This window comes from Xanthomonas sp. CFBP 8152 (assembly GCF_014199025.1).
In the GTDB taxonomy this organism is placed as follows: domain Bacteria; phylum Pseudomonadota; class Gammaproteobacteria; order Xanthomonadales; family Xanthomonadaceae; genus Xanthomonas; species Xanthomonas arboricola_B.
This window is the reverse complement of sequence record NZ_JACHNO010000001.1, coordinates 469,641-492,634: the sequence shown is the minus strand read 5'-3', so window position 1 is coordinate 492,634 and position 22,994 is coordinate 469,641. Positions and strand designations below refer to the sequence as shown.

Sequence of the window (22,994 nt, the reverse complement as noted above, 5' to 3'; positions counted from 1 at the left end):
CGCAAGGACTACTCCATGAGCAATGACACCCAACCGAAAATCGCGATCATCGGCTACGGCAGCCAGGGCCGCGCACATGCGCTGAACCTGCGCGATTCCGGCTTCGACGTCACCGTCGGCCTGCGTGCCGGTGGCCCGACCGAGTCCAAGGCCCAGGCCGACGGCTTCACCGTGGTGGCGCCGGCCGAGGCGGTCAAGAGTGCCGACCTGGTCGCGATCCTGACCCCGGACATGGTGCAGAAGAAGCTCTACGAAGAGGTCATCGCCCCGAACATGAAGCAAGGCGCCGGCCTGCTGTTCGCGCATGGCCTGAACGTGCATTTCGACATGATCACCCCGCGTGCCGATCTGGATGTGGTGCTGGTCGCGCCGAAGGGCCCGGGCGCGCTGGTGCGTCGCGAATACGAGATCGGGCGTGGCGTGCCATGCATCTATGCGGTCCACCAGGACACCAGCGGCAAGGCCGAGCAGTTCGCGCTGACCTATGCCGGTGGCCTGGGCGGCGCGCGCGCCAACATCATCAAGACCACCTTCAAGGAAGAGACCGAGACCGATCTGTTCGGCGAGCAGGCCGTGCTGTGCGGCGGCGCCTCGTCGCTGGTGCAGGCCGGGTTCGAAGTGCTGGTGGAAGCCGGCTATCAGCCGGAAATCGCGTACTACGAAGTGCTGCACGAACTGAAGTTGATCGTGGACCTGTTTTACGAAGGCGGCATCACCCGCATGCTGGAATTCGTGTCCGAAACCGCGCAGTACGGCGATTATGTCAGCGGCCCGCGCGTGATCGACGCCAGCACCAAGGCGCGCATGAAGGACGTGCTGACCGATATCCAGAACGGCACCTTCACCAAGAACTGGGTGGCCGAATACGAAGCCGGCCTGCCGAACTACAACAAGTTCAAGCAGGCCGATCTGGAGCACCCGATCGAGGAAGTGGGCAAGAAGCTGCGCGCCAAGATGGTGTGGCTCAACGGTCAGCAGCAAGCCGCCGCCGCACCTGCGAATCAACAAGCGGCGTAATGCCGCCGCACCCCCACCGCTAACACCGAAGGTCCGCAACGCATGAACACCTCCGCACACAGCACGCCCCGCAACGGCGCGCGCTGGCTGACGCAGGCCCTGGAAGCCGAAGGCGTGGAAACGCTGTTCGGTTATCCGGGCGGCACCATCATGCCGTTCTACGACGCCCTGGTGGATTCCAGGCTCAAGCACATCCTGGTCCGTCACGAACAGGGCGCCGCGCTCGCCGCCAACGGCTACGCCCGTGCCAGCGGCCGGGTCGGCGTATGCGTGGCCACTTCCGGCCCGGGCGCGTCCAATCTGGTCACCGGCATCGCCGATGCGATGCTCGATTCGGTGCCGATGGTGTGCCTGACCGGCCAGGTCGCCACGCCCCTGCTGGGCACCGACGCGTTCCAGGAACTGGACGTGTTCGGCATGACCATGCCGATCGTCAAGCACAGCTTTTTGGTGCGGTGCGTGGAGGAGCTTCCGGAGATGGTGCGCGAGGCGTTCCGCATCGCGCGCGAGGGACGTCCCGGGCCGGTGTTGATCGACCTGCCCAAGGACGTGCAGATCGCCGACGCCTCGCACCTGCCCGATCATGTGCCGGCGGCAGTGCTGCCGCCTCCGGCCCCGGACGATGCGAAATTGGCGCAGGCCCTGGCGGCCATCGCCAGTGCCGAACGCCCGGTCGTGTACGGCGGTGGCGGCATCGCCTTGGCCGGGGCGGTGGAGGCATTCCGGCGCTTTGTCGAAGTCACCGGCATTCCCACCGCGCTGACCTTGCGCGGCCTGGGCGCGTTGCCGCATGCGCATCCGGACTATCTGGGCATGCTGGGCATGCACGGCACCCGTGCGGCCAATATGGCGATCCAGGAATGCGATCTGTTGGTGGTTGTCGGTGCACGCTTCGACGACCGTGCCACCGGCAAGTTGAGCGAATTTGCGCCATTCGCGCGCGTCATCCATCTGGATGCCGATGCGTATGAAATCTCCAAGCTGCGCACGGCCGACATCGCAGTGCCCGGCGATGTGGCGGTCAGTCTGAAGGCATTGAGTGCGGCACGCGGCAATTGCCAGGCGTGGCGCACGCGTTGCTTTGCCAACCGCGAGAAGTTCGGCGCGCGTTACGATGCGCCCGGTACCGATATCTACGCACCGGCGCTGCTCAAGCGCCTGAGCGAAGTGGCCCCGGCCGACACCATCATCGCCTGCGATGTGGGTCAGCATCAGATGTGGGTCGCCCAGCATTGCCGCTTCAACGATCCGCGCAACCACCTCACCAGCGGCGCGCTCGGCACGATGGGCTTCGGCCTGCCGGCGGCGATGGGCGCGCAGTTCGCCTGTCCCGACCGCACCGTGGTGCTGGTTTCCGGCGACGGCAGTTTCATGATGAACGTGCAGGAGCTGGTGACGATCGCGCGCTGCAAGCTGCCGGTGAAGATCGTGCTGCTGGACAACAGCTCGCTGGGCATGGTGCGGCAGTGGCAGGAGCTGTTCTTCGCCGAGCGTTACAGCGAAATCGATCTGTCCGACAACCCGGATTTTGCGGCCCTGGCGCAGGTCTTCGGCATCCCGGCCAAGCGCATCATCGCGCGCGGCGATGTCGATGCCGCGCTGGCCGAACTGCTGGCACAGCCCGGCCCCGGCCTGCTGCATGTGGCCATCGACGCGCGTGCCAACGTGTGGCCGCTGGTGCCGCCCAACAACGCCAACAGCACCATGCTGGACAGCAATCCCGCACATGCGGCCAAGGAGACATCGCATGCGTTACCGGCTTGATCTGGTGCTGAAGCCGGCCGAAGGCGCATTGGTGCGCGTGCTCGGCATGACCGAGCGACGCGGCTTCCGCCCCTGCGCCATCCAGGGCGCCAGCGCCCCGGACGATGCCGGCCGCTGGCATATGCAACTGGAGGTGGACAGCGCCCGCCCGCCGGAAACGCTGCGCCTGCAGTTGGAGAAGGTGTACGACTGCGAGTCGGTGGTGATCACCGCGCTGGACTCGGTCGAGGTCGCGGCATGAACGCCCAGACCTCACGCGACCATGAAACCGCTGTCCGGAGGTGTCTTCTCCCGGATCGGCCGTGCGCGTGCCGCAATGCCTGATTCCGGCCGCCCCTCCCCGCAGGAGCCAGACGTAGGCGACGTGGCAGTCAGCGTGGCCGACGTGCTGGCCGCACAGGCCCGCCTGCGCAAGTACCTGTCGCCCACGCCGCTGCATTACGCCGAGCGCTTCGGTGTGTGGCTAAAGCTGGAAAATCTGCAGCGCACCGGCTCCTACAAGGTGCGCGGTGCATTGAACGCATTGCTGGCGGGGCTGGAACGCGGCGATGAGCGCCCGGTGATCTGCGCCTCGGCCGGCAATCATGCGCAAGGTGTGGCGTGGTCGGCATACCGGCTGGGCGTGCAGGCCATCACGGTGATGCCCCACGGTGCTCCGCAGACCAAGATCGCCGGCGTCGCACACTGGGGCGCCACCGTCCGCCAGCATGGCAACAGCTACGACGAGGCGTTCGCGTTCGCGCGCGAGCTGGCCGACCAGAACGGCTATCGCTTTCTGTCCGCCTTCGACGACCCGGATGTGATCGCCGGGCAAGGCACGGTTGGCATCGAACTGGCCGCGCATGCGCCGGACGTGGTGATCGTGCCGATCGGCGGCGGCGGGCTGGCCTCCGGGGTGGCGCTGGCGCTGAAATCGCAAGGCGTGCGCATCGTCGGCGCGCAGGTGGAAGGGGTGGATTCGATGGCCCGCGCCGTGCGCGGCGATCTGCGCGAAATCACTCCCGTCCCCACGCTGGCCGATGGCGTGAAGGTCAAGATTCCCGGCTTTCTGACCCGCCGCCTGTGCTCGAGCCTGCTCGACGATGTGGTGATCGTGCGCGAGGCTGAACTGCGCGAGACGCTGGTGCGCCTGGCGCTGGAAGAACACGTCATCGCCGAGGGCGCCGGTGCGCTGGCACTGGCCGCCGGTCGCCGCGTTTCAGGGAAACGCAAGTGTGCGGTGGTCTCTGGCGGTAATATCGACGCAACTGTTCTGGCCACACTCTTGTCCGAGGTGCGGCCGCGGCCGCCACGCAAGCCGCGTCGTCGCAATACCGAGCGACTTCGCAACGAACGCAGCGCCAAGTCACTTCCCGAAATACCCGTTCTTTCCCGCCCATCCGCAGTCGCTTCAACGCCTGTCACCGCCATCGCCGTAGAGGAGTCTTCCTGGTGAACACGACCGTATCCAACCAGACCCCGCGTATCCGAATTTTCGACACCACCCTGCGCGACGGCGAGCAATCCCCCGGCTGCAGCATGACGCCCCAGCAAAAGCTGGTGATGGCGCGCGCGCTGGACGAACTCGGCGTGGACATCATCGAAACCGGTTTCCCGGCCAGTTCGCATTCCGACCGCGAGGCCGTCGCGATGATCGGCCGCGAGCTGCGCCGCCCCACGCTGGCGGTGCTGTCGCGCTGCCTGCAGGCCGACATCGAGACCTCCGCACGTGCACTGGAGGCGGCCGCCAATCCGCGCCTGCATGTCTTCCTGTCCACCAGCCCGCTGCACCGCGAGCACAAGCTGCGCATGAGCCGCGAGCAGGTGCTGGAGTCGGTGCACAAGCATGTGACGCTGGCGCGCGGCTACATCGACGATGTCGAGTTCTCCGCAGAGGACGCCACCCGCACCGAAGAGGATTTCCTGGCCGAGGTGGCGCGCGTGGCGATCGCCGCCGGTGCCACCACGATCAATCTGCCGGACACGGTGGGCTTCACCACGCCGGAAGAAATCCGCGGCATGTTCTCGCGCCTGATCGCCAGCGTGGAAGGTGCCGACACCGTGATCTTCAGTGCGCACTGCCACAACGATCTGGGCCTGGCGGTGGCCAATTCGCTGGCGGCCATCGAAGGCGGCGCACGGCAGGTCGAATGCACCATCAACGGCATCGGTGAGCGCGCCGGCAACTGCGCGTTGGAGGAAATCACCATGGCACTGAAGGTGCGCGGTGCGTTCTACAACATCGATACCGACATCAACACCCCACGCATCGTCTCCACCTCGCAGTTGCTGCAGCGCCTGGTCGGTATGCCGGTGCAGCGCAACAAGGCGGTGGTCGGCGGCAACGCGTTCGCGCACGAGTCGGGCATCCACCAGCATGGCATGCTGCGCCATCGCGGCACCTACGAAATCATGCGCCCGGAAGACGTGGGCTGGGAGTCCTCGCAGATGGTGCTGGGCCGCCATAGCGGCCGTGCGGCAGTGGAACAGCGTCTGCGCGCCTTGGGGTACCTGCTGGAGGAGGAAGAGGTCAAATTGGTCTTCGAGCAGTTCAAGGCATTGTGCGAAAAACAGCGCGTGGTCACCGACGCGGACCTGCAGGCCTTGATGCAGGACGCCACCGTGCAGGAAGGCTATCGCCTGGCGTCGATGACCATCAGCGATGTCGGCAGCCGTGCCAATGCGCTGGTGGAATTGTCCGATCCGGACGGCAATCGCGTGGCCGAAACCGCGCAGGGCAATGGCCCGGTGGATGCGCTCTTTGGCGCGCTGGCCTCGGCCACCGGCGTGAAGCTGGAGCTGGACAGCTACCAGGTGCACAGCGTGGGCATCGGCGCGGACGCGCGCGGCGAAGCCAGCCTGAGCGTGCGCCACGATGGCGTGGAATACGAAGGCACCGGCACCAGCAAGGACATCATCGAAGCCAGCGCCCTGGCATGGCTGGATGTAGCCAACCGCCTGCTGCGTCAGCGCGAGCGCGGCGTGGTCGCCGGCAAGACCGCTGCGGTGGCGTAACGCCGGTCATTCGCTGGACGAAGCAAACCTGACGGCCGGCAGAGTGATCTGCCGGCCGTTTTGGTGCTTGGTGTTTCAACTTCTTTGCAAGTGCGTCGGTTTGCTCACCGCGCCTGTGGGATACCGGCACTGAAAACGGTGCTGCGCCGGTGACCGACCTTGCGGGCGACATCTGCGGGTTCTGTACGAATGCGTCGGGTTGCTGCAGGCGCTTGCACTCGTACCGACACAGAACAGCCTCGCACACGAGGTCTGCCGGCTTTGTGCGAATGCTCCGGTCTGCTGCGGGCGCTTGCACGCGTGCCGGCGTGGGACACGCCGCAAGTACGTCCGTGTAGGCTCTGGCGCGGCATCCATGCCGCTCAAGGTCCCACGCCGGCACCCGCGCAAGCACCACCGGTTGTTGTCGGTTGCGGAAATGCCGAGGGTTTGCGGACCTGTAGGTCCTTCGTAGCGTCCATCCTGGCGCCGTGAGAGCAGATAGATGGCTTACCGATTACGTTAGCCATGGCATCCGCAGGCATCCACACGTGCTTGAAAGCATTGCTTGCCGATCAGCGGTAGCAATCTTGGGAGCGTGGTGCCGCGTCCGGGGGCGGGACCGTGTGGCGGCATGGATGCCGCCACCGAGCCTCCACGGACGGATTCACGGCGTGTCCCGACACCGGATGCTGCGCCGCGCCGCCCACCGACTCCGCACACCGATCGATCTTGCGCACGACATCTGGCGTTTTCATGTGAATGCTTCGGTCTGCTGCGGGCGCTTGCACGCGTGCCGGCGTGGGACACGCCGCAAGTACGTCCGTGTAGGCTCTGGCGCGGCATCCATGCCGCTCAAGGTCCCACACCGGCACCCGCGCAAGCACCACCGGTTGTTGTCGGTTGCGGAAAGAAATGCTGGGGCCTGCTAGGTCTTTCGGAGTGTCACCGTCGCTGGTGACATGACAGCAGAGGAGATGCGAGCGCTGTTACAGCGCGGCCACCACTGCATCACCCATTGCCATGGTGCCAACCTTGGTCGTGCCTTCCGACCAGATGTCGGCAGTGCGCAGGCCTTGGTCGAGTACCTTGCCGACCGCTTGTTCGATCGCATCTGCTGCAGCAGATTGCGCAAACGTATAGCGCAACATCATTGCCACCGACAGGATGGTGGCCAACGGATTGGCGATCCCTTTGCCTGCGATGTCCGGCGCCGAGCCATGACATGGCTCGTACATGCCCTTGCTATTGGCATCCAGCGAAGCCGAAGGCAGCATGCCGATCGAACCGGTGAGCATCGACGCCTGGTCGGACAGGATGTCGCCGAACATGTTGTCGGTCACGATCACGTCGAACTGCTTGGGCGCGCGCACCAGCTGCATCGCCGCGTTGTCCACGTACATGTGCGACAGCGCGATGTCCGGATAATCCTTGGCCACTTCTTCGACGACGGCACGCCACAACTGGCTCGACGCCAACACATTGGCCTTGTCCACCGAGCACAGCTTTTTGCCGCGCAAACGTGCCATCTCGAAGCTGGCCTTGGCGATGCGGCGGATCTCGCCCTCACTGTATGGCAGCGTGTCGTAGGCCTGACGCTCGCCATTTTCCAGCGTGCGCGTGCCACGCGGCTGACCGAAGTAAATGCCGCCGGTGAGCTCGCGCAGGATCAACAGATCCAACCCGGACACCACCTCCGGCTTGAGCGTGGAAGCGTCGGCCAACTGCGGATACAGCAGTGCCGGACGCAGGTTGGCGAACAACCCAAGCTGCGAGCGGATCTTGAGCAGGCCCCGCTCCGGGCGCAACGATGGGTCGATGGTGTCCCATTGCGGCCCACCGACCGCGCCCAGCAGCACCGCGTCGGCAGCGCGTGCGCGCTCCAGCGTTTCGTCGGCCAGCGGGCTGCCGTACTTGTCGTAGGCTGCGCCACCGAGTTCATCGTACACCAGGGTGAAACCCAGGCCATGCTGCGCATCGATGCGCGTCAGCACCTTGACCGCTTCGGCCATGATCTCCGGGCCAATGCCGTCGCCAGGAAGAATCAGAATCTGCTTGCTCATGCAATCCTCGTGAGTTGGCGCCGTAGCGCCCTGAAAATCAACGTGTCGCCCATACCACCAGCACATCTGTGCTGAAGGAGCCATCGGCCGCAATCTGAAAGTAGTCGCGCACCTCGTCTACCGCTGCGCCCTGCAATGCGCGAATGGCCGCGCGCAACACCTCCGGCGTGCGCATGCGGTCTACCCAGCTCAGATAGTCCAGCTGCAGCCGTTGGCAATGATGCCGCTGCACCTGCAAGCCGGCATCACCGAGCGTCTGCAACCACTGCGCAACACTGTAGTCACGCACATGGCTGGTATCGCGCAGCAACTCGATCGCCTGCAGGTGCGTATCCAGCAGCGGCAGGCCAGGCGCCACTACGTCGATGAAGGCCGCAATCCCGCCCGGACGCAGCACGCGCCGCACTTCGCGCAGTGCCTGCCCCAGGTCGCTCCAATGGTGCGCCGAGTAGCGGCTGACCACTGCATCCATGCTGCCGGTCTCGAACGGCAAGCGTTCGGCGGCACCTTGCACCGTGCACACTTGGGTCAGCCCGCGGTCTGCGGCGGTGGCCGCCAGGACCTCGAGCATGTCGGCAGACAGATCATAGGCCACCACCTCGGCCATCAGCGGCGCCAGCTGGAAACTCACATGCCCGGCACCGCAGCCCAGGTCGAGCAGTCGCCCGTTGCGACGATCCTGCAGACCAGCGCGGAGCTCGGCGAACTCGGCGCCTTGCGCATGCACGTCGCTATGCAGATAGGCCTGCGCCTGCGGCCCGAACTGCGCAGCGACATGCTCGCTCAACGCACCCGCATCAGCGGTGGTAACCGACCTCACTGCAGCGCGCCGAACAGCCACGGTTGACGCGCGCGATGGCCTTGCTCGAAGCGACCGATCGCATCGGCGTCCTGCAGGGTCAGGCCGATGTCGTCCAGCCCATTGAGCAGGCAGTGCTTGCGGAATGCATCGACGTCGAAGCCGTATTCCACGCCATCGGGGCGGCGCACGCGCTGCGCGGCCAGATCCACGGTGAGTTGGTAGCCTTCGGTGGCAATGCACTGCTCGAACAAGGCATCGACTTCTGCTTCGGCCAGCACGATCGGTAGCAGGCCGTTCTTGAAACTGTTGTTGAAGAAGATGTCGGCGAAACTGGGCGCGACTACCGTGCGGAAGCCGTATTCGTCCAGCGCCCACGGCGCGTGCTCGCGCGAGGAGCCGCAGCCGAAGTTCTCGCGTGCCAACAACACGCTGGCGCCCTGATAGCGCGGGAAATTGAGCACGAACTCCGGATTGAGCGGGCGCTGGCTATTGTCACGGCCGGGCTCGCCGATATCCAGATACCGCCATTCGTCGAACAGGTTCGGCCCGAAGCCGGTGCGCTTGATCGACTTGAGGAATTGCTTGGGAATGATCTGGTCGGTATCGACATTGGCGCGATCCAGCGGCGCCACCAGTCCGGTGTGTTGGGTGAAAGGGGTCATCGGGATGCCGGGAATTGGGAGTGGAGAATGGGGAATTGGCAGAGCGGAGACGGGACGAACGTTGCGATTCTCTATTCCCGATTCTCGATTCCCTGCAACGCACGCACATCGACAAAATGCCCGCTGACCGCCGCCGCTGCCGCCATTGCTGGGCTGACCAGATGGGTGCGCCCACCGGCGCCCTGGCGGCCTTCGAAGTTGCGGTTGGAGGTGGAGGCGCAGTGTTCGCCGCTGCCCAGCTTGTCCGGGTTCATCGCCAGACACATCGAGCAGCCCGGCTCGCGCCATTCGAAACCGGCATCCAGAAACACCTTGTCCAGGCCTTCGGCTTCGGCCTGCGCCTTGACCAGACCCGAGCCCGGCACCACCAGCGCCTGCTTGATGGTGGAAGCGACCTTGCGACCCTTGGCCACCGCAGCGGCCGCGCGCAGATCTTCGATGCGCGAGTTGGTGCACGAGCCGATGAACACGCGGTCCAAGCGGATCTCGGTAATCGGCTGATTTGCGCGCAGGCCCATGTACTTCAGCGCGCGCTCGATCGAATCGCGCTTGGTCGGATCCTGTTCGGTTGCCGGGTCCGGCACCTGCCGGTCCACCGCCAGGACCATTTCCGGCGAGGTGCCCCAGCTGACCTGCGGCTTGATGTCTTCGGCGCGCAGCTCCACCACGGTGTCGAAGTGCGCATCCGCATCGGAGACCAGCGTGCGCCACAGCGCGACGGCTGCCTCCCAGTCGGCGCCCTTGGGCGCGAACGGGCGACCTTCGACGTAGGCAATGGTTTGTTCGTCCACCGCCACCATGCCTACGCGCGCGCCGGCTTCGATGGACATGTTGCAGATGGTCATGCGGCCTTCCATCGACAGCGCGCGGATCGCGCTGCCGGCAAATTCCAGCGCGTGGCCGTTGCCGCCGGCGGTGCCCATCCTGCCGATCACCGCCAGCACGATGTCCTTGGCGGTCACGCCGAACGGCAGCGTGCCTTCCACGCGCACCTGCATGTTCTTCATCTTCTTGGCGATCAGGCATTGCGTGGCCAGCACGTGCTCGACTTCGGAGGTGCCGATGCCGTGCGCCAGCGCGCCGAACGCGCCATGCGTGGAGGTATGCGAATCGCCGCAGACCACGGTCATGCCCGGCAAGGTGGCGCCTTGCTCGGGGCCGACCACATGCACGATGCCCTGGCGCGCGTCGTTCATCTTGAACTCGAGGATGCCGAAATCGTCGCAGTTCTCGTCCAGGGTCTGCACCTGCAGGCGCGAGACTTCGTCGGAAATCGACTCCAGCCCGCCCTGGCGCTCGGCGCGCGTGGTCGGCACGTTGTGGTCGGGCGTGGCGATATTGGCGTCGATGCGCCACGGCTTGCGCCCGGCCAGGCGCAGGCCTTCGAACGCCTGCGGCGAGGTCACTTCATGCAGGATGTGGCGGTCGATGTAGATCAGCGACGAGCCATCGTCGCGGCGCGTGACCTCGTGCAGGTCCCACAGCTTGTCGTACAGCGTCTTGGCAGTCATTGCGGCGATCCGGTTGGCGGGTGGTGGGAGAATCCACCTGGCTGAAGTCGATGCTAGGAGCTTGCCTTGGATAACACAAATTCATATTGTTTATTCAACAAATGAAATTCGGGAATGGCAATGGATCTGGCAAGCCTCAGCGCCTTCGTGGCGATCGCCGAGAGCGGCAGCTTTTCGGCAGCCGGCGAGGCCTTGCACCTCACCCAGCCGGCGGTCAGCAAACGGATCGCCTTGCTGGAAGGGCAACTGTCGGCGCGGCTGTTTGACCGACTCGGCCGCCAGGTGGTGCTGACCGAGGCCGGCCAGGCCTTGCTGCCGCGCGCGCAACGCATCCTGGCCGAGCTGCAGGACACCCGCCGCGTGCTGGAGCATCTTGGCGCGGCGGTCGGCGGGCGCCTGAGCCTGGCCACCAGCCATCATGTCGGCCTGCACCGCCTGCCGGCCCTGCTGCGCGGCTTCGCTGCACAGCACCCGCAGGCCGCGCTGGACATCCGGTTTCTGGATTCGGAGCTGGCCTATGCCGCCGTGCTGCGCGGCGAGGTGGAGCTGGCGGTCACCACGCTGGCGCCGGACACGCGTGCGCCGCTGCGCGCGCAACCGATCTGGCACGACCGCCTGCAGTTCGTGGTGGCGCCGGACCATCCGTTGGCCGCATTGCGCGCGGTGGCGCTGGAAGATGTGGTGGCGCATCCGGCGGTGCTGCCTGATCCGGGCACGTTCACCCATCGCATCGTCGCCGGCCTGTTCGCCGGGCGCGCACTGGTGCCGCGCCTGCGCATGACCACCAACTATCTGGAAACGATCAAGATGCTGGTGTCGGTGGGCCTTGCGTGGAGCGTGTTGCCGGAGCGCATGATCGATCATCAGATCGTGGCGCTGCCGCTGCGCGATGTGACGCTGTCACGCGAGCTGGGCTGCGTGACCCATGGCGGGCGCACCCTGTCGCGCGCCGCGCAGGCGTTTGTCGCGTTGTTGCATGCGCAGGCGGACCAGTTGCAGAAGTGAGCCCGGCAGCTCCACGCACCCGGCAACGCGTCAGCCTTATTGATCCACCAATCGATCACGCCCCAGCCGCTTGGCCTGGTACAGACGGCGGTCTGCCAGTGCCAGCAATTCGCGCCGGCTCGGTGCTTCATCGCTCATCGCCATGCCCATGCTGGCAGTGCAGCGCACCGTGGTGCCCTGCGTCTGGACACCGATCGCGGCGAGCCGTTGGCGCATGCGCTCGAACAGCGCGCGCGCCTGTGCCGCATCCACGCCGACTGCCGCGAGCAGAAACTCTTCCCCACCGTGACGTGCAGCAAAGCACTGCGCGTGATCCTGCTCGCTGAGTGCTTCGCCGATTGCGCGCAGCACCGCATCGCCGACCTCATGGCCGTACTCGTCATTGATGCGCTTGAAGTGATCGATGTCCATCAGCACCAGCGCCAAGGGGGCACCACCGGCGCGCGCGTCGTCGAACCATTGCTGCAGGACACGCTCGGCCTCACGCCGATTCGGCAAGGCGGTCAGCACGTCGTGGCTGGCGCGGTATTCGAGCTGGCGCATCAGGGCTTCGCGCTCCTGGCTGGCCTGCTGCAGCGCGAGGTTCTTGTCGCTCAGCTCGCGCGTGCGTGCGTCGATCACCGTATTGAGCTGGCGCTGACGACGGCGATAACTGGCGGTGCGCCACAGATAAAACACGTAGATCAGGCTGCCCAGCCCGAGGATGCCCAAGGCGATCACTTCGCCACGCCGCCACCACGGCGGCGCCAGTGCGATCACCAGGCTGGATTCGCCCAACAGCGCGGTCCGCCGCCAGTCCACCGGCAGCGACATCGCCTGGACGCGGAAACGGAAACGGCCCGGCGGCAGATTGGTGTAGACCGCCTCGCTGGCGCTGTCGGCGTCCACCCAGTCCGGGTCGAAGCCTTCCAGCCGGTAGCGGTAGCGCACCTTGTCCGGACCACGAAAGTTCAGCCCCGCATAGCCAATGGCGATGCGCCGGGTCTCCGCACCGAAGCGATGCAGACCATTGAGCGGTTGCACCATGCCGTCGACCAGCAGGCGCTCGAATACGATCGGGACGCGATGGCCTTGCAGGGTGCCCACGCGCGACGGGTCGATCACGCCCAGGCCCGCAGCGGTGGGAAACAGCAGCTGCCCGGACTGCGTCATCCAGCCGGCTGGCGCACTGCTGCCGTTGCCCTGATTGCCGGGCATGCCGTCGCTGCGATCCACCACCTCCACACTCAACTGCTCGCGAGTACCGGCGTCGAGCTGATCGAAATCACTGCGCGCGATGCGGAACACGCCATGGTTGCTCGACAACCAGAAATAACCGCGCCCATCGTCGATTACCCGGAACACCTTGTCGCGCGGCAGCCCCACCCGATGGTCGTAGACGCGGAAGGTCTCTCCCCGCAGGCGCAGCAAGCCGCGATCGCTGGCGATCCACAGATCGCCGTTGGGATCGCGCAGGAAGTCGAATGCGTTCTGCCCGGGAAAATCCTGCTCGCCCAGCCATGCGCGCGTGCTGCCGTTTGCCGACAGCGCGGTCATACCGCGATCGGTGCCAATCCACACATTGCCCTGCGTATCGCGATACAGCACCTGCACCGAGCCATCGGGTACGCCGTCGGCGGCGGTGTAGCGACGTGCCTTGCCATCACGCCAGCGCACCAATCCGGCCGTGGTACCGATCCATAGCGCCTCGCCATCGGGCAACACCGCGCGCACCGACAGTGACGGCAGGCCGTCGGCCGCGCCAATGCGCGCCAGCACATGACCTTGCGCGTCCAGACGCACCACCCCCTGGCTGTACGTGCCCGCCCAGACGCCGCCATCGCCGGCATCGGCCAGGGCCAGTACAGATTGCTCCAGCACGCGTCCGCCCTGGTTGGGCACCACCGATACGCGGCTGATCTGATTGGCGCGCCAGCGGTCCAGGCCCACCGCGCTGCCCACCCATACGGTGCCGTCGCCGGTCTGCAATACCGTGCGTACGTAGTCCGAGGCCAGCCCGTCTTCGTGGGTGACGCCGTGCGCGGCGCCTTCGGCAATGCGGAACAGGCCATGTGTGCTGCCGACCCAGATCAGGCCCTCGGCATCTTCCAGCAGCGCCGGGCTGGCGACTCCTGAAATGGCGATCTGTTCGTCCGGTGCATCCGCGCCACTGTGCACCACCAGCGTGCCCGACGGCATGCTCATCCATAGATGGCCGCGCCGATCCAGCAGCAATGCATCCACACGCTGGCCTTGGCGGAAACGCTGTAGCCCGCCACCGCGGCTCCACCACCACACTCCGTCGTCACCGGCGACCAGCAGGCCGCCCTGACGATCGCTGGCCAGCCGTCGTACCGGAGCGGCGCGCATGCCATGGGCCTTGCCCCAAGCCTCGGCCGCGCTGCCGTCGCGCGGCAGACGATAGAGCCCGACTTCGGTACCCACCCACAAGTCGCCCTCACCGTCGCCCTCGGCCGCCAGCGCAGTGATGCGTGCGCGCGGCAGGCCGGCCTGGCGACCGACGTCCACCACCCGCCCGTCCGGCTCGATGCGGTACAGCGTCTGCGGCGTGCCGACCCACAATGCACCATCGGCGCGTCGCAGCAATGCACTGACCGCCAGGTGGCGCGCCGAAGCGTCGCCCAGTTGCTGCCAGTGACCGTCCTGGTAGTGGTACACCCCATCGAAGGCGGTGCCGAACAACATTCCGCCGCTGCTGTCGCGTGCCACAACGAACACGCCCCCCAGCTCGACACCCGGTGTGTTCTGGCGGTCATACACGGTGAAGCCGCGGCCGTTGAAGCGCGCCACGCCTTCCCAGGTGCCCAGCCAGATCAGGCCATCGGCGCCCTGCGCCACCGCATGGACCAGATTGTGCGGCAGGCCGTCGTCCATGCTCCAGCGCGTGACGGTGTGATACGTCGTATGGGTCGGCGGCTGGGCGTGGGCCGGCCAGACGCCGAGCAGCACGCAGGCCAGCAACGCCCATCGCCACAGCGGTCCGATCCGCCGCACGCATGTGCTGCGGACGCAGCCTGCATGCGCATGCGCCCCGACCCTGTCCACGCTTCGCCCCCCTCGTTGTGCTGGCCAAGAGTGCTGCCGACGTGCGTCGGCAGACCGTTAGCCAATCTATCACCGGGGGTTTTGCAACGCCCTAGGTGGATTCCCCACAAGGATGGGACGCACCATGACACCGGGAGGCATTCAGTTGAAACAATTAACGCCCATAACGAAGTTGGCACGCAGCTGGCGTGTAGGCACGACCGTTCCTGAGCGCTTCAAGGCGCTCCACGGGCGGCGAGTATAAATATAGAACCCGATGGTCTAGTATTGACGGCATGTCCAGCCCGCCCCCCCTCAAGTCCAAGGCCAAAAGCAACGGCCCCGGACGGCCCAAGGATCTTGGGAAACGCGCCGCCATCCTCGGCGCTGCCCGCGCCATGTTCATGGAGCAGGGGTATGCCGGTGTCAGCATGGATGGCATCGCCGCGCAGGCGGGTGTATCCAAGCTCACCGTCTACAGCCATTTTGGCGACAAGGAGAGCCTGTTCTCCGAAGCGATCCGTGCGCAATGCCAGCAGATGATGCCGGACGACCTGTTCGATCATGCCCCCAAGGGCGCGTTGCGCGATCAGCTGATCGAAATCGCCAGTGCCTTCTTCGCCATGGTCAGTACCGACTCGGCCATTGCCACCCACCGCATGATGATGGCGCCCGGCACCGGCGATGTGCATGTGCGCGAGATGTTCTGGACTGCCGGCCCCAAGCGAACCCAGCAGGCGCTGGCGGATTTCCTGTCTGCGCGCGTGGCCGATGGTCAGCTGAAGATCGACGATGTGGCACGTGCGGCCTCGCAGTTCTTCTGCCTGCTCAAGGGCGAGCTGTATGCGCTGATGATGTGCGGCCTGCATGGCCACCCCACCCGCGCGCAGGTGGACGAACACCTGCAAGCCAGCGTGGATTTCTTTTTGAGGGCGTATGCACCGCGTTGAACGCCCCCGGCCTTTGGTGGCGATGACTTCCGGCACTGCGCCGTTTGGCGGCGCGCAGCGATGCTAGATGCGCCAGTGGCCCCGTGCACCGGTAAAATGCCTGCCCCACCGCGTTGGATAACCGCACCATGACGATCGATTTCTCCCAGGCCCGCGAAAAGATGGTCGAACAGCAGATCCGGCCGTGGGACGTGCTGGACCTGCGCGTGCTCGCGGTGCTGGCGCGCCTGCCGCGCGAAGCCTTCGTGCCCGAGGCCTACAAGACCCTGGCCTATGTCGATGTGGAAATCCCGCTGTCGGCAGGCCACAAGATGATGAAGCCGGTGGTGGAAGGCCGCATGTTGCAGGCGCTGGATCTGCAGCCGGGCGAGGACGTGCTGGAAATCGGCACCGGCAGCGGATTTTCCACCGCCTGCCTGGCTGCGCTTGCCCGCGAGGTGCTGAGCCTGGAGATCGACCCGGCACTGGCCGCCGCCGCGCGCGCCAGTCTGGACAGCAGCGGCCTGGGCAGCAACGTGCGTATCGAAACCGCCGATGTATTCGGCTGGCAGAGCGAGCGCCGCTTCGATGCGATCTGCGTGACCGGCGCGGTCGAGTCGCTGCCGACGCAGTGGCTGCAGTGGCTGCGTCCGAACGGGCGTCTGTTCGTGGTCCGCGGTCACGATCCGGTGATGGAAGCAGTCCTGGTCCGTGGCGACGTCAACGCTCCGCGCATCGAATCGTTGTTCGAAACCGACCTCGCCTATCTCCAGGGCGCCGCACCGACGCCCCGATTCCAATTCTGATTCCCAAGGAAGCTTCCCCGATGATCCGCCGATCCCTCGTCCTGGCGCTGGCCGCCGCCCTGTCTCCGATGGCTGCGAATGCCACCGATCTGCTGCAGGTCTACGAAATGGCCCGCAACGGCGATCCGCAGCTGGCAGTGGCCGAGTCCACCCGCCTGGTCAACCGGGAAGGTCAGGTGCAGGCGCGTGCGGCGTTGTTGCCGCAGCTGGACGGCACCGCCGGGTACACGCAGTCGCACCGCGAGTTGGAAGGCGTGGACGGCCGCTCGACCACCAAACAGCGCCAGTATGCGATCCAGGGCAACCAGACCATCTTCAACTGGGCCCAGTTCGCCAACCTGCGTGCACAGCGCGAAGTGGCCAAAGCGGCAGACTTCACACTGGAATCGGCCAACAACGACCTGATCACCCGCACCTCGGCGGCGTATTTCCAGGTCCTGGTGGGCATCGAGTCGCTGGCAGCGGCAGAAACCAACGAAGCGGCGGCCAAGAAGCAGTTCGACTACGCCGACAAGCGGCTGGAAGTGGGCCTGGCGCCGATCACCGACGTGCACGAAGCCCGCGCCCAGTACGACCAGGCGCGTGCCGACACGATCAATGCGCGCAACACGTTGAAGGATTACTACCAGGCGTTGACCGAACTGACCGGCCAACCGGTGGTCGGCCTGCGTGCACTGCCCGAAGAGTTCCGTCCGGAAGTGCCGGCCGCCTATGCCAACGTCGATCAACTGGTGTCCACCGCCATCGCCGACAACCCGGCGTTGAAGGCGCAGCAGTTGCAGGTCAGTGCTGCCGAGGCACAGGTCAATGCCGCGCGTGCTGGCCATTACCCGACCTTGAACCTGGGCGCCAACATCGGCCGCACCAACAGCTGGGGAGGCGCAGGCACCGTCGATCAGGCGGCCGGCAACTTCACCACCAGCGGCCGCGATATCGATACCGATTCGATCGGCATCACGCTGTCGATTCCGATCTTCGCCGGTGGCGCAACGCAGTCGGCAGTCCGCCAGGCACTGTCGCAGCGCGACATCCAGCAGGACACCTACGAGCAGCAGAAGCGCGCGCTGGATCGCAATACGCGCAATGCCTACCAGACCGTGGTCGCCGGCATCAGCGAAGTGGAAGCACGCCGCCTGGCCGTGGTCTCCGCGCAGGCCGCGTACGACGCCTCGCAGGTGGGGCTGGAAGTCGGTACGCGCACCGTGCTGGACGTGGTGCAGAACCAGCGCACCCTGTTCCAGGCGCAGCTGAACTATGCGCAGTCGCGCTACAACTTCCTGCAGAACCGTCTGCTGCTGGGCCAGGCGATCGGCAAGCTCGACATCACCGACCTGCAGGATGTGAACCGCCTGCTGTCGCAGGATGCCGAGTCCAAGCTGCAGGGTAGCGGCTCGCTGCAGTAAGGCGATCTTAGCTGTGGCTGAAAAGGCGGGCGCATGCCCGCCTTTTTTGTACGTGTTTCCGGAGCGCCGGCCACGCGCACCTGTCGATTGTTTGCAACGTTGCGTCACCCATTTCAAGCCAGTGACATAACGGCTGCGTAGAGGCCCGGACGCCATGAGTGCGTCGGTTGCAGCCGAATATCTGTGGTTGGCTGCACTGCACGCTGCAGCGCGGTCGGCGCAGCGACGTCCTCAGGACGCCACGCCCTCACTCACCACCGGCGGCAGGTCCGGCGCGATCTGCACCAGCGTCCGCGCTACCGCGCCCTTGCCATTGGCGACCAATGCCAGCCCTGCTGCGGCTATCGTCTCGCGCTGGGCAGGGTCGCCGAGCAGGCGCGCGAGCTCGTGATACACGCCGTCGGCATCTTCGCAGATGGTCACCGCAGCGGCCTCGCGCATGCGCCGCGAAATCTCCGCGAAATTATGCAGATGCGGGCCGGTGACTGCCGGCGTGCCGACCGCTGCCGGTTCGAGCAGATTGTGCCCGCCGATCGGCTGCAGGCTGCCGCCGACGAAGGCGACCTGCGCGCAGGCGTAGAAACTCATCAGTTCGCCCAGGGTATCGATGACGAACACCTTGTCGCGCGCCTGTGGCCATTGCCGGGTCTTGCGCGTGGACACGGCCCAGCCACGCTCGCGCGCCATTGCCTCGGCCTTGGGAAAGCGCTCCGGGTGGCGCGGCGCCCATAACATCAGCAGATCAGGAAACTGCAGCAGCAGGCGCGCATGGATGTCGGCCACGGCCGCCTCCTCGCCTTCGTGCGTGCTGGCGGCAATCCACACCGGCCGCGTTGCCGGCACGTGCGTATGGAACTGCGCGACCAGGGCCTGCAACTGCGCAGGCGCGGCGATATCGAATTTGAGATTGCCCAGTGCGATCACCTGGTCGGAGCGCGCACCCAGCGTGATGAAGCGTTCGGCATCGTCGTGCGACTGCGCCGCCACGCAGGTGACGCTGCGCAGCGCGCGGCTGATCAACGGTGCCAGCAGGCGATAGCCACGCAGCGAGCGCGCCGACAGGCGCGCATTGAGGATGTACACCGGAATCTTGCGGTCGCGGCAACCGAACAACATGTTCGGCCACAGCTCGGTTTCCAGGATCAACGCCAAGCGCGGGCGGAAATGCTCCAGGAACCGGCCGACGCTGCCGGGTACGTCGTAGGGTAGGTACACGTGGTCCACCGCATCGCCCCAGACCGCGCGCACGCGCTCGGACCCGGTGGGGGTGATGGTGGTGATGACCCAACGGATGTCCGGACGCTGCGCGCGCAGGGCGTTGACCAGCGGCGCGGCGGCATTCACCTCGCCCACCGACACCGCATGCACCCACACCCGCGGACGACCGCAGGCATGCGTATAGGAGGCATAGCGCTCGTTCCAGCGGTTGAAGTATTCGCGCACGCGAAAACCGCGCCACACCAGGTGGTACACCGTCACCGGCAGCAACAGGTACAACAGCGCCGAGTAAAGTCCGCGCAACAGCCATTCAATCGGGTCTTTCCGCATCGGTGCAGGATACGGGAGCGTTGCGGCGTGCGCATGTGCACGCTGCCGCGCGCGCATGATCCCTTAGAATTGGCGCATGTCCGAGCCCGCCAACGTCGCTGTCCGCCCTTCCCTGCGTAACCCCAGGCACTGGCCGATGTATCTGGGCCTTGCCGTCATGGTAATGGCCGGCCGCCTGCCCTGGACGCTGCAGCGTGCGCTCGGGCGTGGCGTGGGCTGGATCGCAATGCGCCTGGCCGGCACGCGTCGGCGCGCTGCCCAGGTCAACCTCAAGCTGTGTTTTCCCGAACAGGACGATGCCTGGCGGGCGCGGCTGTTGCGCGACAGTTTCGATGCGCTGGGCGTGGGCCTGTTCGAATTCGCGCGCGCCTGGTGGGGCAGCATCGATACCATCCGGCCGGGCGTGCAGGTCGAAGGCCTGGAACATCTGCAGCGTCTGCAGGAGCAAAAACGCGGCGTATTGCTGGTGTCCGGCCACTTCATGACGCTGGAAATGTGCGGGCGGCTGCTATGCGATTACGTGCCGCTGGCCGGCATGTACCGCAGGCATCGCAACCCGGTGTTCGAGTGGGCGGTCAAACGCGGGCGGCTGCGCTATGCCACCCACATGTTCGCCAACGAGGATCTGCGCGCCACCATCAAGCATCTCAAGCGCGGCGGTTTCCTGTGGTACGCGCCGGATCAGGACATGCGCGGCAAGGACACTGTGTTCGTGCCGTTTTTCGGGCATCCGGCCTCCACCATCACCGCCACCCATCAGCTGGCGCGGCTGACCGGTTGCGCGGTGGTGCCGTATTTCCATCGGCGCGAAGGTGGCCGCTATATCCTCAAGATCGCACCGCCGCTGGCAGACATCCCCTCCGACGATGTGATCGCCGATACCGCGCAGGTCAATGCGGCGATCGAGGACATGGTGCGCGAGGCGCCGGACCAGTACCTGTGGATCCATCGGCGCTTCAAACGCCAGCCGGGTGGGCGCAGCGCGTTCTATCGCTGATGTCGGCGGGTCTCACGCCTGCGCTGCGTGCAGCCGCAGCAGCGCAAGGATGTGCGGCGAGTCAGCGCGGCGGCGGCTGATCTGCGTCGTCGTTGAGCAAGGCACCGGCATACAGGCCGGCCAGCATCAGGCTCAGCCCGCCCCAGAAGCTGGAGTAGAACGCCAGATGCGTGTTGAGCGGGAACACGGTTGCCACCAGCGCGATCATCGCCGGGCGTGCCTGCGCGCGCGCGGCCAGGCTGGAATAGCGCCACGCGCGCCAGGCCTGCGCCGCACCGGCCAGCCACAGCAGCAAACCGACCACCCCGGTTTCGGCCAGGATTTCCAGCACGATCTGGTGCGCATGGAAGGCCGGCCCGTCGCCCCAGGCCGGCGCCTGCGCAGGTGCTGGATTGCAGGCCGGGTAGGCCTGACGAAATCCGCGTGCGCCCACGCCATTGAGCGGATGCGCGCGGATCATGCACAGCGCCGCGCCCCAGATCTGCGCACGCCCGGACAATGCCTGATCCATACCCTGCTCGCCATCGCTAAAGGCCAGGGCGGTGCGCTGGATCCGCTCGCGCGCCTGCGGCGCCACGGTGACCACACCGGCCGCCAGCAGCGCGCCGACCAGCGCCACTCCCAGCAGGCGGCGGCCACCCAGCAACTGCCAGCCGGACAGCAGCACGATCACGCCGTAGGTGATCCACGACGCCCGCGAACCGGCCAGCACCAACACCACCCCGACCGCCGCCGCAGCGCCTGCCCAGGCCCAGGCATGGCGCCGCCCCAGCGCCAGCAACAGGAAGGGCGACAGGCTGGCCAGGGTCTGACCGAACTTGAGGTTGCACGGCCCCAGCACGCCACTGAGGCGGTCGACCAGGGCCAGCTCCTGCGGTGTGCACAGGCCATGCCCGCTGATCAGCTGCTTGATCTGATCCAGGCCGAAGAACAACGGGCTGTTGCCGAACGCGGCCTGCAGCAGCGCATCCAGCGTCCATACCGCGCCGATCACCGCCAGGCCGGTGAAGGTGCGCCGACGCCGCTGCGCGTTGGCCACCGCGATCGCACACAACCACATGAAAGGCAGATAGCGCAGATCGGTGGCCGACTTGCGCAGCGCGCGGCCCACGTCCACCGCATCGAACGCCGACAGCATCTGCGGCAACCAGTACGCAAAGAACAACACACTGGTCAGCGCCCAGGCGGCACCGCTGAGCAGCCGGGTGCCGCCACGGAACCGCGCATGCAGCAGGCGATACGCCGCAAACAGGGCGCCCAGCGACAACACCGTTTCGGCCAGCCCGGGCGTGGGCCACAGCGCCACGAACAGGATCACCCACAGCGGCGCCCAGCGACCGGCATCGGGCGTCAGTACGGACGCGGGCGGGATGGCCTCAGCGGCGGAGTTCGTCATAGACCTTCAGGGTGGCCGCTTGCATGGCCTGCAACGTGTAGGGAAGCACGGCGGGCGGTGTCGGCGCCTGCTGCAGCACATGGAGCGCCTGGGTGCGCAAGACGTCGGCATCGAAGGCCGGCACCGCGCCGCCGGGTTGCAACTCGGCCAGCAACTCGCCCACGCCACCATGTGCCCAACCCAGCACTGGCCGGCCCACCGACAAGGCCTCCACCACGGTGCGGCCGAAGGCCTCGGGTTTGCGCGACAGCTGCAGCACCAGATCGCTGGCGGCATAAGCCTCGGCAATGCGTGCGGTGGGTCCGGTGAAGACGACCGCCTCGGCCACGCCCAGTCTGGCGGCCTCGGCCTCCAGCTCGCGCAGGTAGGCTTCGCGGCCGGGCGCGCGCGCGCCCGGCAGCCACAGCCAGGCCGGCACGCCGGCAGCGCGCACATCGGCGAGCAGTTGCAGACCGTCGGTGTGCCCCTTCAGGCGGGTGCCGCGCCCGGGCAGCAGCAGCAGTGGCGCATCGGCCGGCAAGCCGGGCAGCACGGTCTGTGCCCAGGTGCGCGCGCGGCGATCCGGATGCGGGCGTCGCGGAAACTGGGCAACATCGACACCGCGCGGGATCGTCCGCAAGCGCGCGCTGTCGGTCTGCGGATAGTGCGTGCAGACGTACTCGCGCACCGTCTGCGAAACGCAGATCACCCGCTCGCCGTAGGTCATCACCGCGCTGTAGCGGCTGGGCGAGTTGAGCCCATGCACGGTGGTGACAAAGCGCGGCCGTGTGGCCTGCGGCATGCCGCGCAGCGCGTACCACCCCAGCCAAGCCGGCAGGCGCGAACGTGCATGCACGATGTCGGCGCCCAGTTCGGCGAACAGCCGGCGCAGGCCGACCACATGGCGCAAGGTCAGCAGCGACTTGCGCCCGATGTCCAGGGCGAGATGTTCGCCACCCGCCTCCAGCAGCGGCTGGACCAGGCGGCCGCCGGCCGACACCACCACCGCGCGGTGGCCGGCGCGCACCAGCGCAGCGGCGATTTCCAGGGTGGAGCGCTCGACGCCGCCGGACTGCAGCGCCGGCAGCAGTTGCACCACGGTCAGGCGGTGCATC

At 66.5% G+C, this 22,994-nt stretch carries 18 protein-coding genes; 10 read left to right on the top strand and 8 right to left on the bottom strand.

Features of this window, described 5'->3' with window-relative positions; all coding sequences use genetic code 11:
* Positions 1-15: 15 nt before the first annotated feature.
* The 5 genes from ilvC (at position 16) to FHT09_RS02105 (ending at position 5,775) form a co-directional block, all read left to right on the top strand.
* Positions 16-1,017: a ketol-acid reductoisomerase gene (gene ilvC, locus FHT09_RS02125; protein ID WP_104605109.1), complete on the top strand. Its 1,002-nt coding sequence runs from the start codon at positions 16-18 to the stop codon at positions 1,015-1,017.
* A 42-nt stretch (positions 1,018-1,059) separates the two neighbouring features.
* Positions 1,060-2,781, top strand: coding sequence for an acetolactate synthase 2 catalytic subunit (gene ilvG, locus FHT09_RS02120; protein ID WP_104536241.1), 1,722 nt, complete (start codon positions 1,060-1,062; stop codon positions 2,779-2,781).
* Positions 2,765-3,022: an ACT domain-containing protein gene (locus tag FHT09_RS02115; protein WP_104605111.1), complete on the top strand. Its 258-nt coding sequence runs from the start codon at positions 2,765-2,767 to the stop codon at positions 3,020-3,022. Before ilvG ends, FHT09_RS02115 begins: the two co-directional genes overlap by 17 nt.
* 75 nt (positions 3,023-3,097) lie before the next feature.
* Entirely contained in the window at positions 3,098-4,216 is a 1,119-nt protein-coding gene (locus FHT09_RS02110) for a threonine dehydratase (protein WP_104605113.1), read from the top strand.
* Positions 4,213-5,775, top strand: a complete 1,563-nt coding sequence (locus FHT09_RS02105) for a 2-isopropylmalate synthase (RefSeq protein ID WP_104536244.1) — start codon at positions 4,213-4,215, stop codon at positions 5,773-5,775. The genes FHT09_RS02110 and FHT09_RS02105 overlap by 4 nt, the downstream gene beginning before the upstream one ends.
* A 968-nt stretch (positions 5,776-6,743) precedes the next feature.
* Here the strand turns inward: FHT09_RS02105 and leuB are convergent.
* The 4 genes from leuB to leuC form a co-directional block, all read right to left on the bottom strand.
* Positions 6,744-7,817 carry a 3-isopropylmalate dehydrogenase gene (gene leuB, locus FHT09_RS02100; protein WP_104605115.1) on the bottom strand — a complete coding sequence of 358 codons (1,074 nt, stop codon included), beginning with the start codon at positions 7,815-7,817 and terminating at the stop codon, positions 6,744-6,746.
* Positions 7,818-7,854: 37 nt separating this feature from the next.
* Positions 7,855-8,604, bottom strand: a complete 750-nt coding sequence (locus tag FHT09_RS02095) for a class I SAM-dependent methyltransferase (RefSeq protein WP_104605117.1) — start codon at positions 8,602-8,604, stop codon at positions 7,855-7,857.
* Between the two features lie 29 nt (positions 8,605-8,633).
* Positions 8,634-9,281 (bottom strand): 3-isopropylmalate dehydratase small subunit, encoded by a 648-nt coding sequence (leuD, locus tag FHT09_RS02090; protein ID WP_104605119.1) that lies wholly within the window; start codon positions 9,279-9,281, stop codon positions 8,634-8,636.
* Between the two features lie 71 nt (positions 9,282-9,352).
* Positions 9,353-10,792 carry a 3-isopropylmalate dehydratase large subunit gene (leuC, locus tag FHT09_RS02085; protein WP_104605121.1) on the bottom strand — a complete coding sequence of 480 codons (1,440 nt, stop codon included), beginning with the start codon at positions 10,790-10,792 and terminating at the stop codon, positions 9,353-9,355.
* A 120-nt stretch (positions 10,793-10,912) separates the two neighbouring features.
* On the opposite strand from leuC, the gene FHT09_RS02080 reads away from it, so the two are divergent.
* Positions 10,913-11,797: a LysR family transcriptional regulator gene (locus FHT09_RS02080; protein ID WP_104605123.1), complete on the top strand. Its 885-nt coding sequence runs from the start codon at positions 10,913-10,915 to the stop codon at positions 11,795-11,797.
* Between the two features lie 36 nt (positions 11,798-11,833).
* On the opposite strand, the gene FHT09_RS02075 is transcribed toward FHT09_RS02080, so the two are convergent.
* Positions 11,834-14,842: a ligand-binding sensor domain-containing diguanylate cyclase gene (locus tag FHT09_RS02075; protein ID WP_104605125.1), complete on the bottom strand. Its 3,009-nt coding sequence runs from the start codon at positions 14,840-14,842 to the stop codon at positions 11,834-11,836.
* A gap of 275 nt (positions 14,843-15,117) precedes the next feature.
* Here FHT09_RS02075 and FHT09_RS02070 point away from each other — a divergent pair, with 275 nt between their 5' ends.
* The 3 genes from FHT09_RS02070 (at position 15,118) to FHT09_RS02060 (ending at position 17,959) form a co-directional block, all read left to right on the top strand.
* The gene (locus FHT09_RS02070) at positions 15,118-15,771 is read left to right on the top strand and encodes a TetR/AcrR family transcriptional regulator (RefSeq protein WP_104605127.1); all 654 of its coding nucleotides are present in this window, start codon (positions 15,118-15,120) and stop codon (positions 15,769-15,771) included.
* Between the two features lie 128 nt (positions 15,772-15,899).
* Positions 15,900-16,556, top strand: coding sequence for a protein-L-isoaspartate O-methyltransferase (locus FHT09_RS02065; RefSeq protein ID WP_047127207.1), 657 nt, complete (start codon positions 15,900-15,902; stop codon positions 16,554-16,556).
* A gap of 20 nt (positions 16,557-16,576) precedes the next feature.
* Positions 16,577-17,959 carry a TolC family outer membrane protein gene (locus tag FHT09_RS02060; protein ID WP_104605129.1) on the top strand — a complete coding sequence of 461 codons (1,383 nt, stop codon included), beginning with the start codon at positions 16,577-16,579 and terminating at the stop codon, positions 17,957-17,959.
* A 231-nt stretch (positions 17,960-18,190) separates the two neighbouring features.
* Here FHT09_RS02060 and waaA read toward each other — a convergent pair whose 3' ends face one another.
* Positions 18,191-19,507: a lipid IV(A) 3-deoxy-D-manno-octulosonic acid transferase gene (waaA, locus tag FHT09_RS02055; RefSeq protein ID WP_104605205.1), complete on the bottom strand. Its 1,317-nt coding sequence runs from the start codon at positions 19,505-19,507 to the stop codon at positions 18,191-18,193.
* A 76-nt stretch (positions 19,508-19,583) separates the two neighbouring features.
* On the opposite strand from waaA, the gene FHT09_RS02050 reads away from it, so the two are divergent.
* Complete coding sequence (locus tag FHT09_RS02050) at positions 19,584-20,504, top strand: LpxL/LpxP family Kdo(2)-lipid IV(A) lauroyl/palmitoleoyl acyltransferase (protein ID WP_104536251.1); 921 nt, start codon at positions 19,584-19,586, stop codon at positions 20,502-20,504.
* 61 nt (positions 20,505-20,565) lie between these two features.
* Here FHT09_RS02050 and FHT09_RS02045 read toward each other — a convergent pair whose 3' ends face one another.
* Positions 20,566-21,900 carry an O-antigen ligase gene (locus FHT09_RS02045; RefSeq protein WP_047127210.1) on the bottom strand — a complete coding sequence of 445 codons (1,335 nt, stop codon included), beginning with the start codon at positions 21,898-21,900 and terminating at the stop codon, positions 20,566-20,568.
* Positions 21,881-22,993 (bottom strand): glycosyltransferase, encoded by a 1,113-nt coding sequence (locus tag FHT09_RS02040; RefSeq protein ID WP_104605131.1) that lies wholly within the window; start codon positions 22,991-22,993, stop codon positions 21,881-21,883. The genes FHT09_RS02045 and FHT09_RS02040 overlap by 20 nt, the downstream gene beginning before the upstream one ends.
* Between the last annotated feature and the right edge of the window lies 1 nt (position 22,994).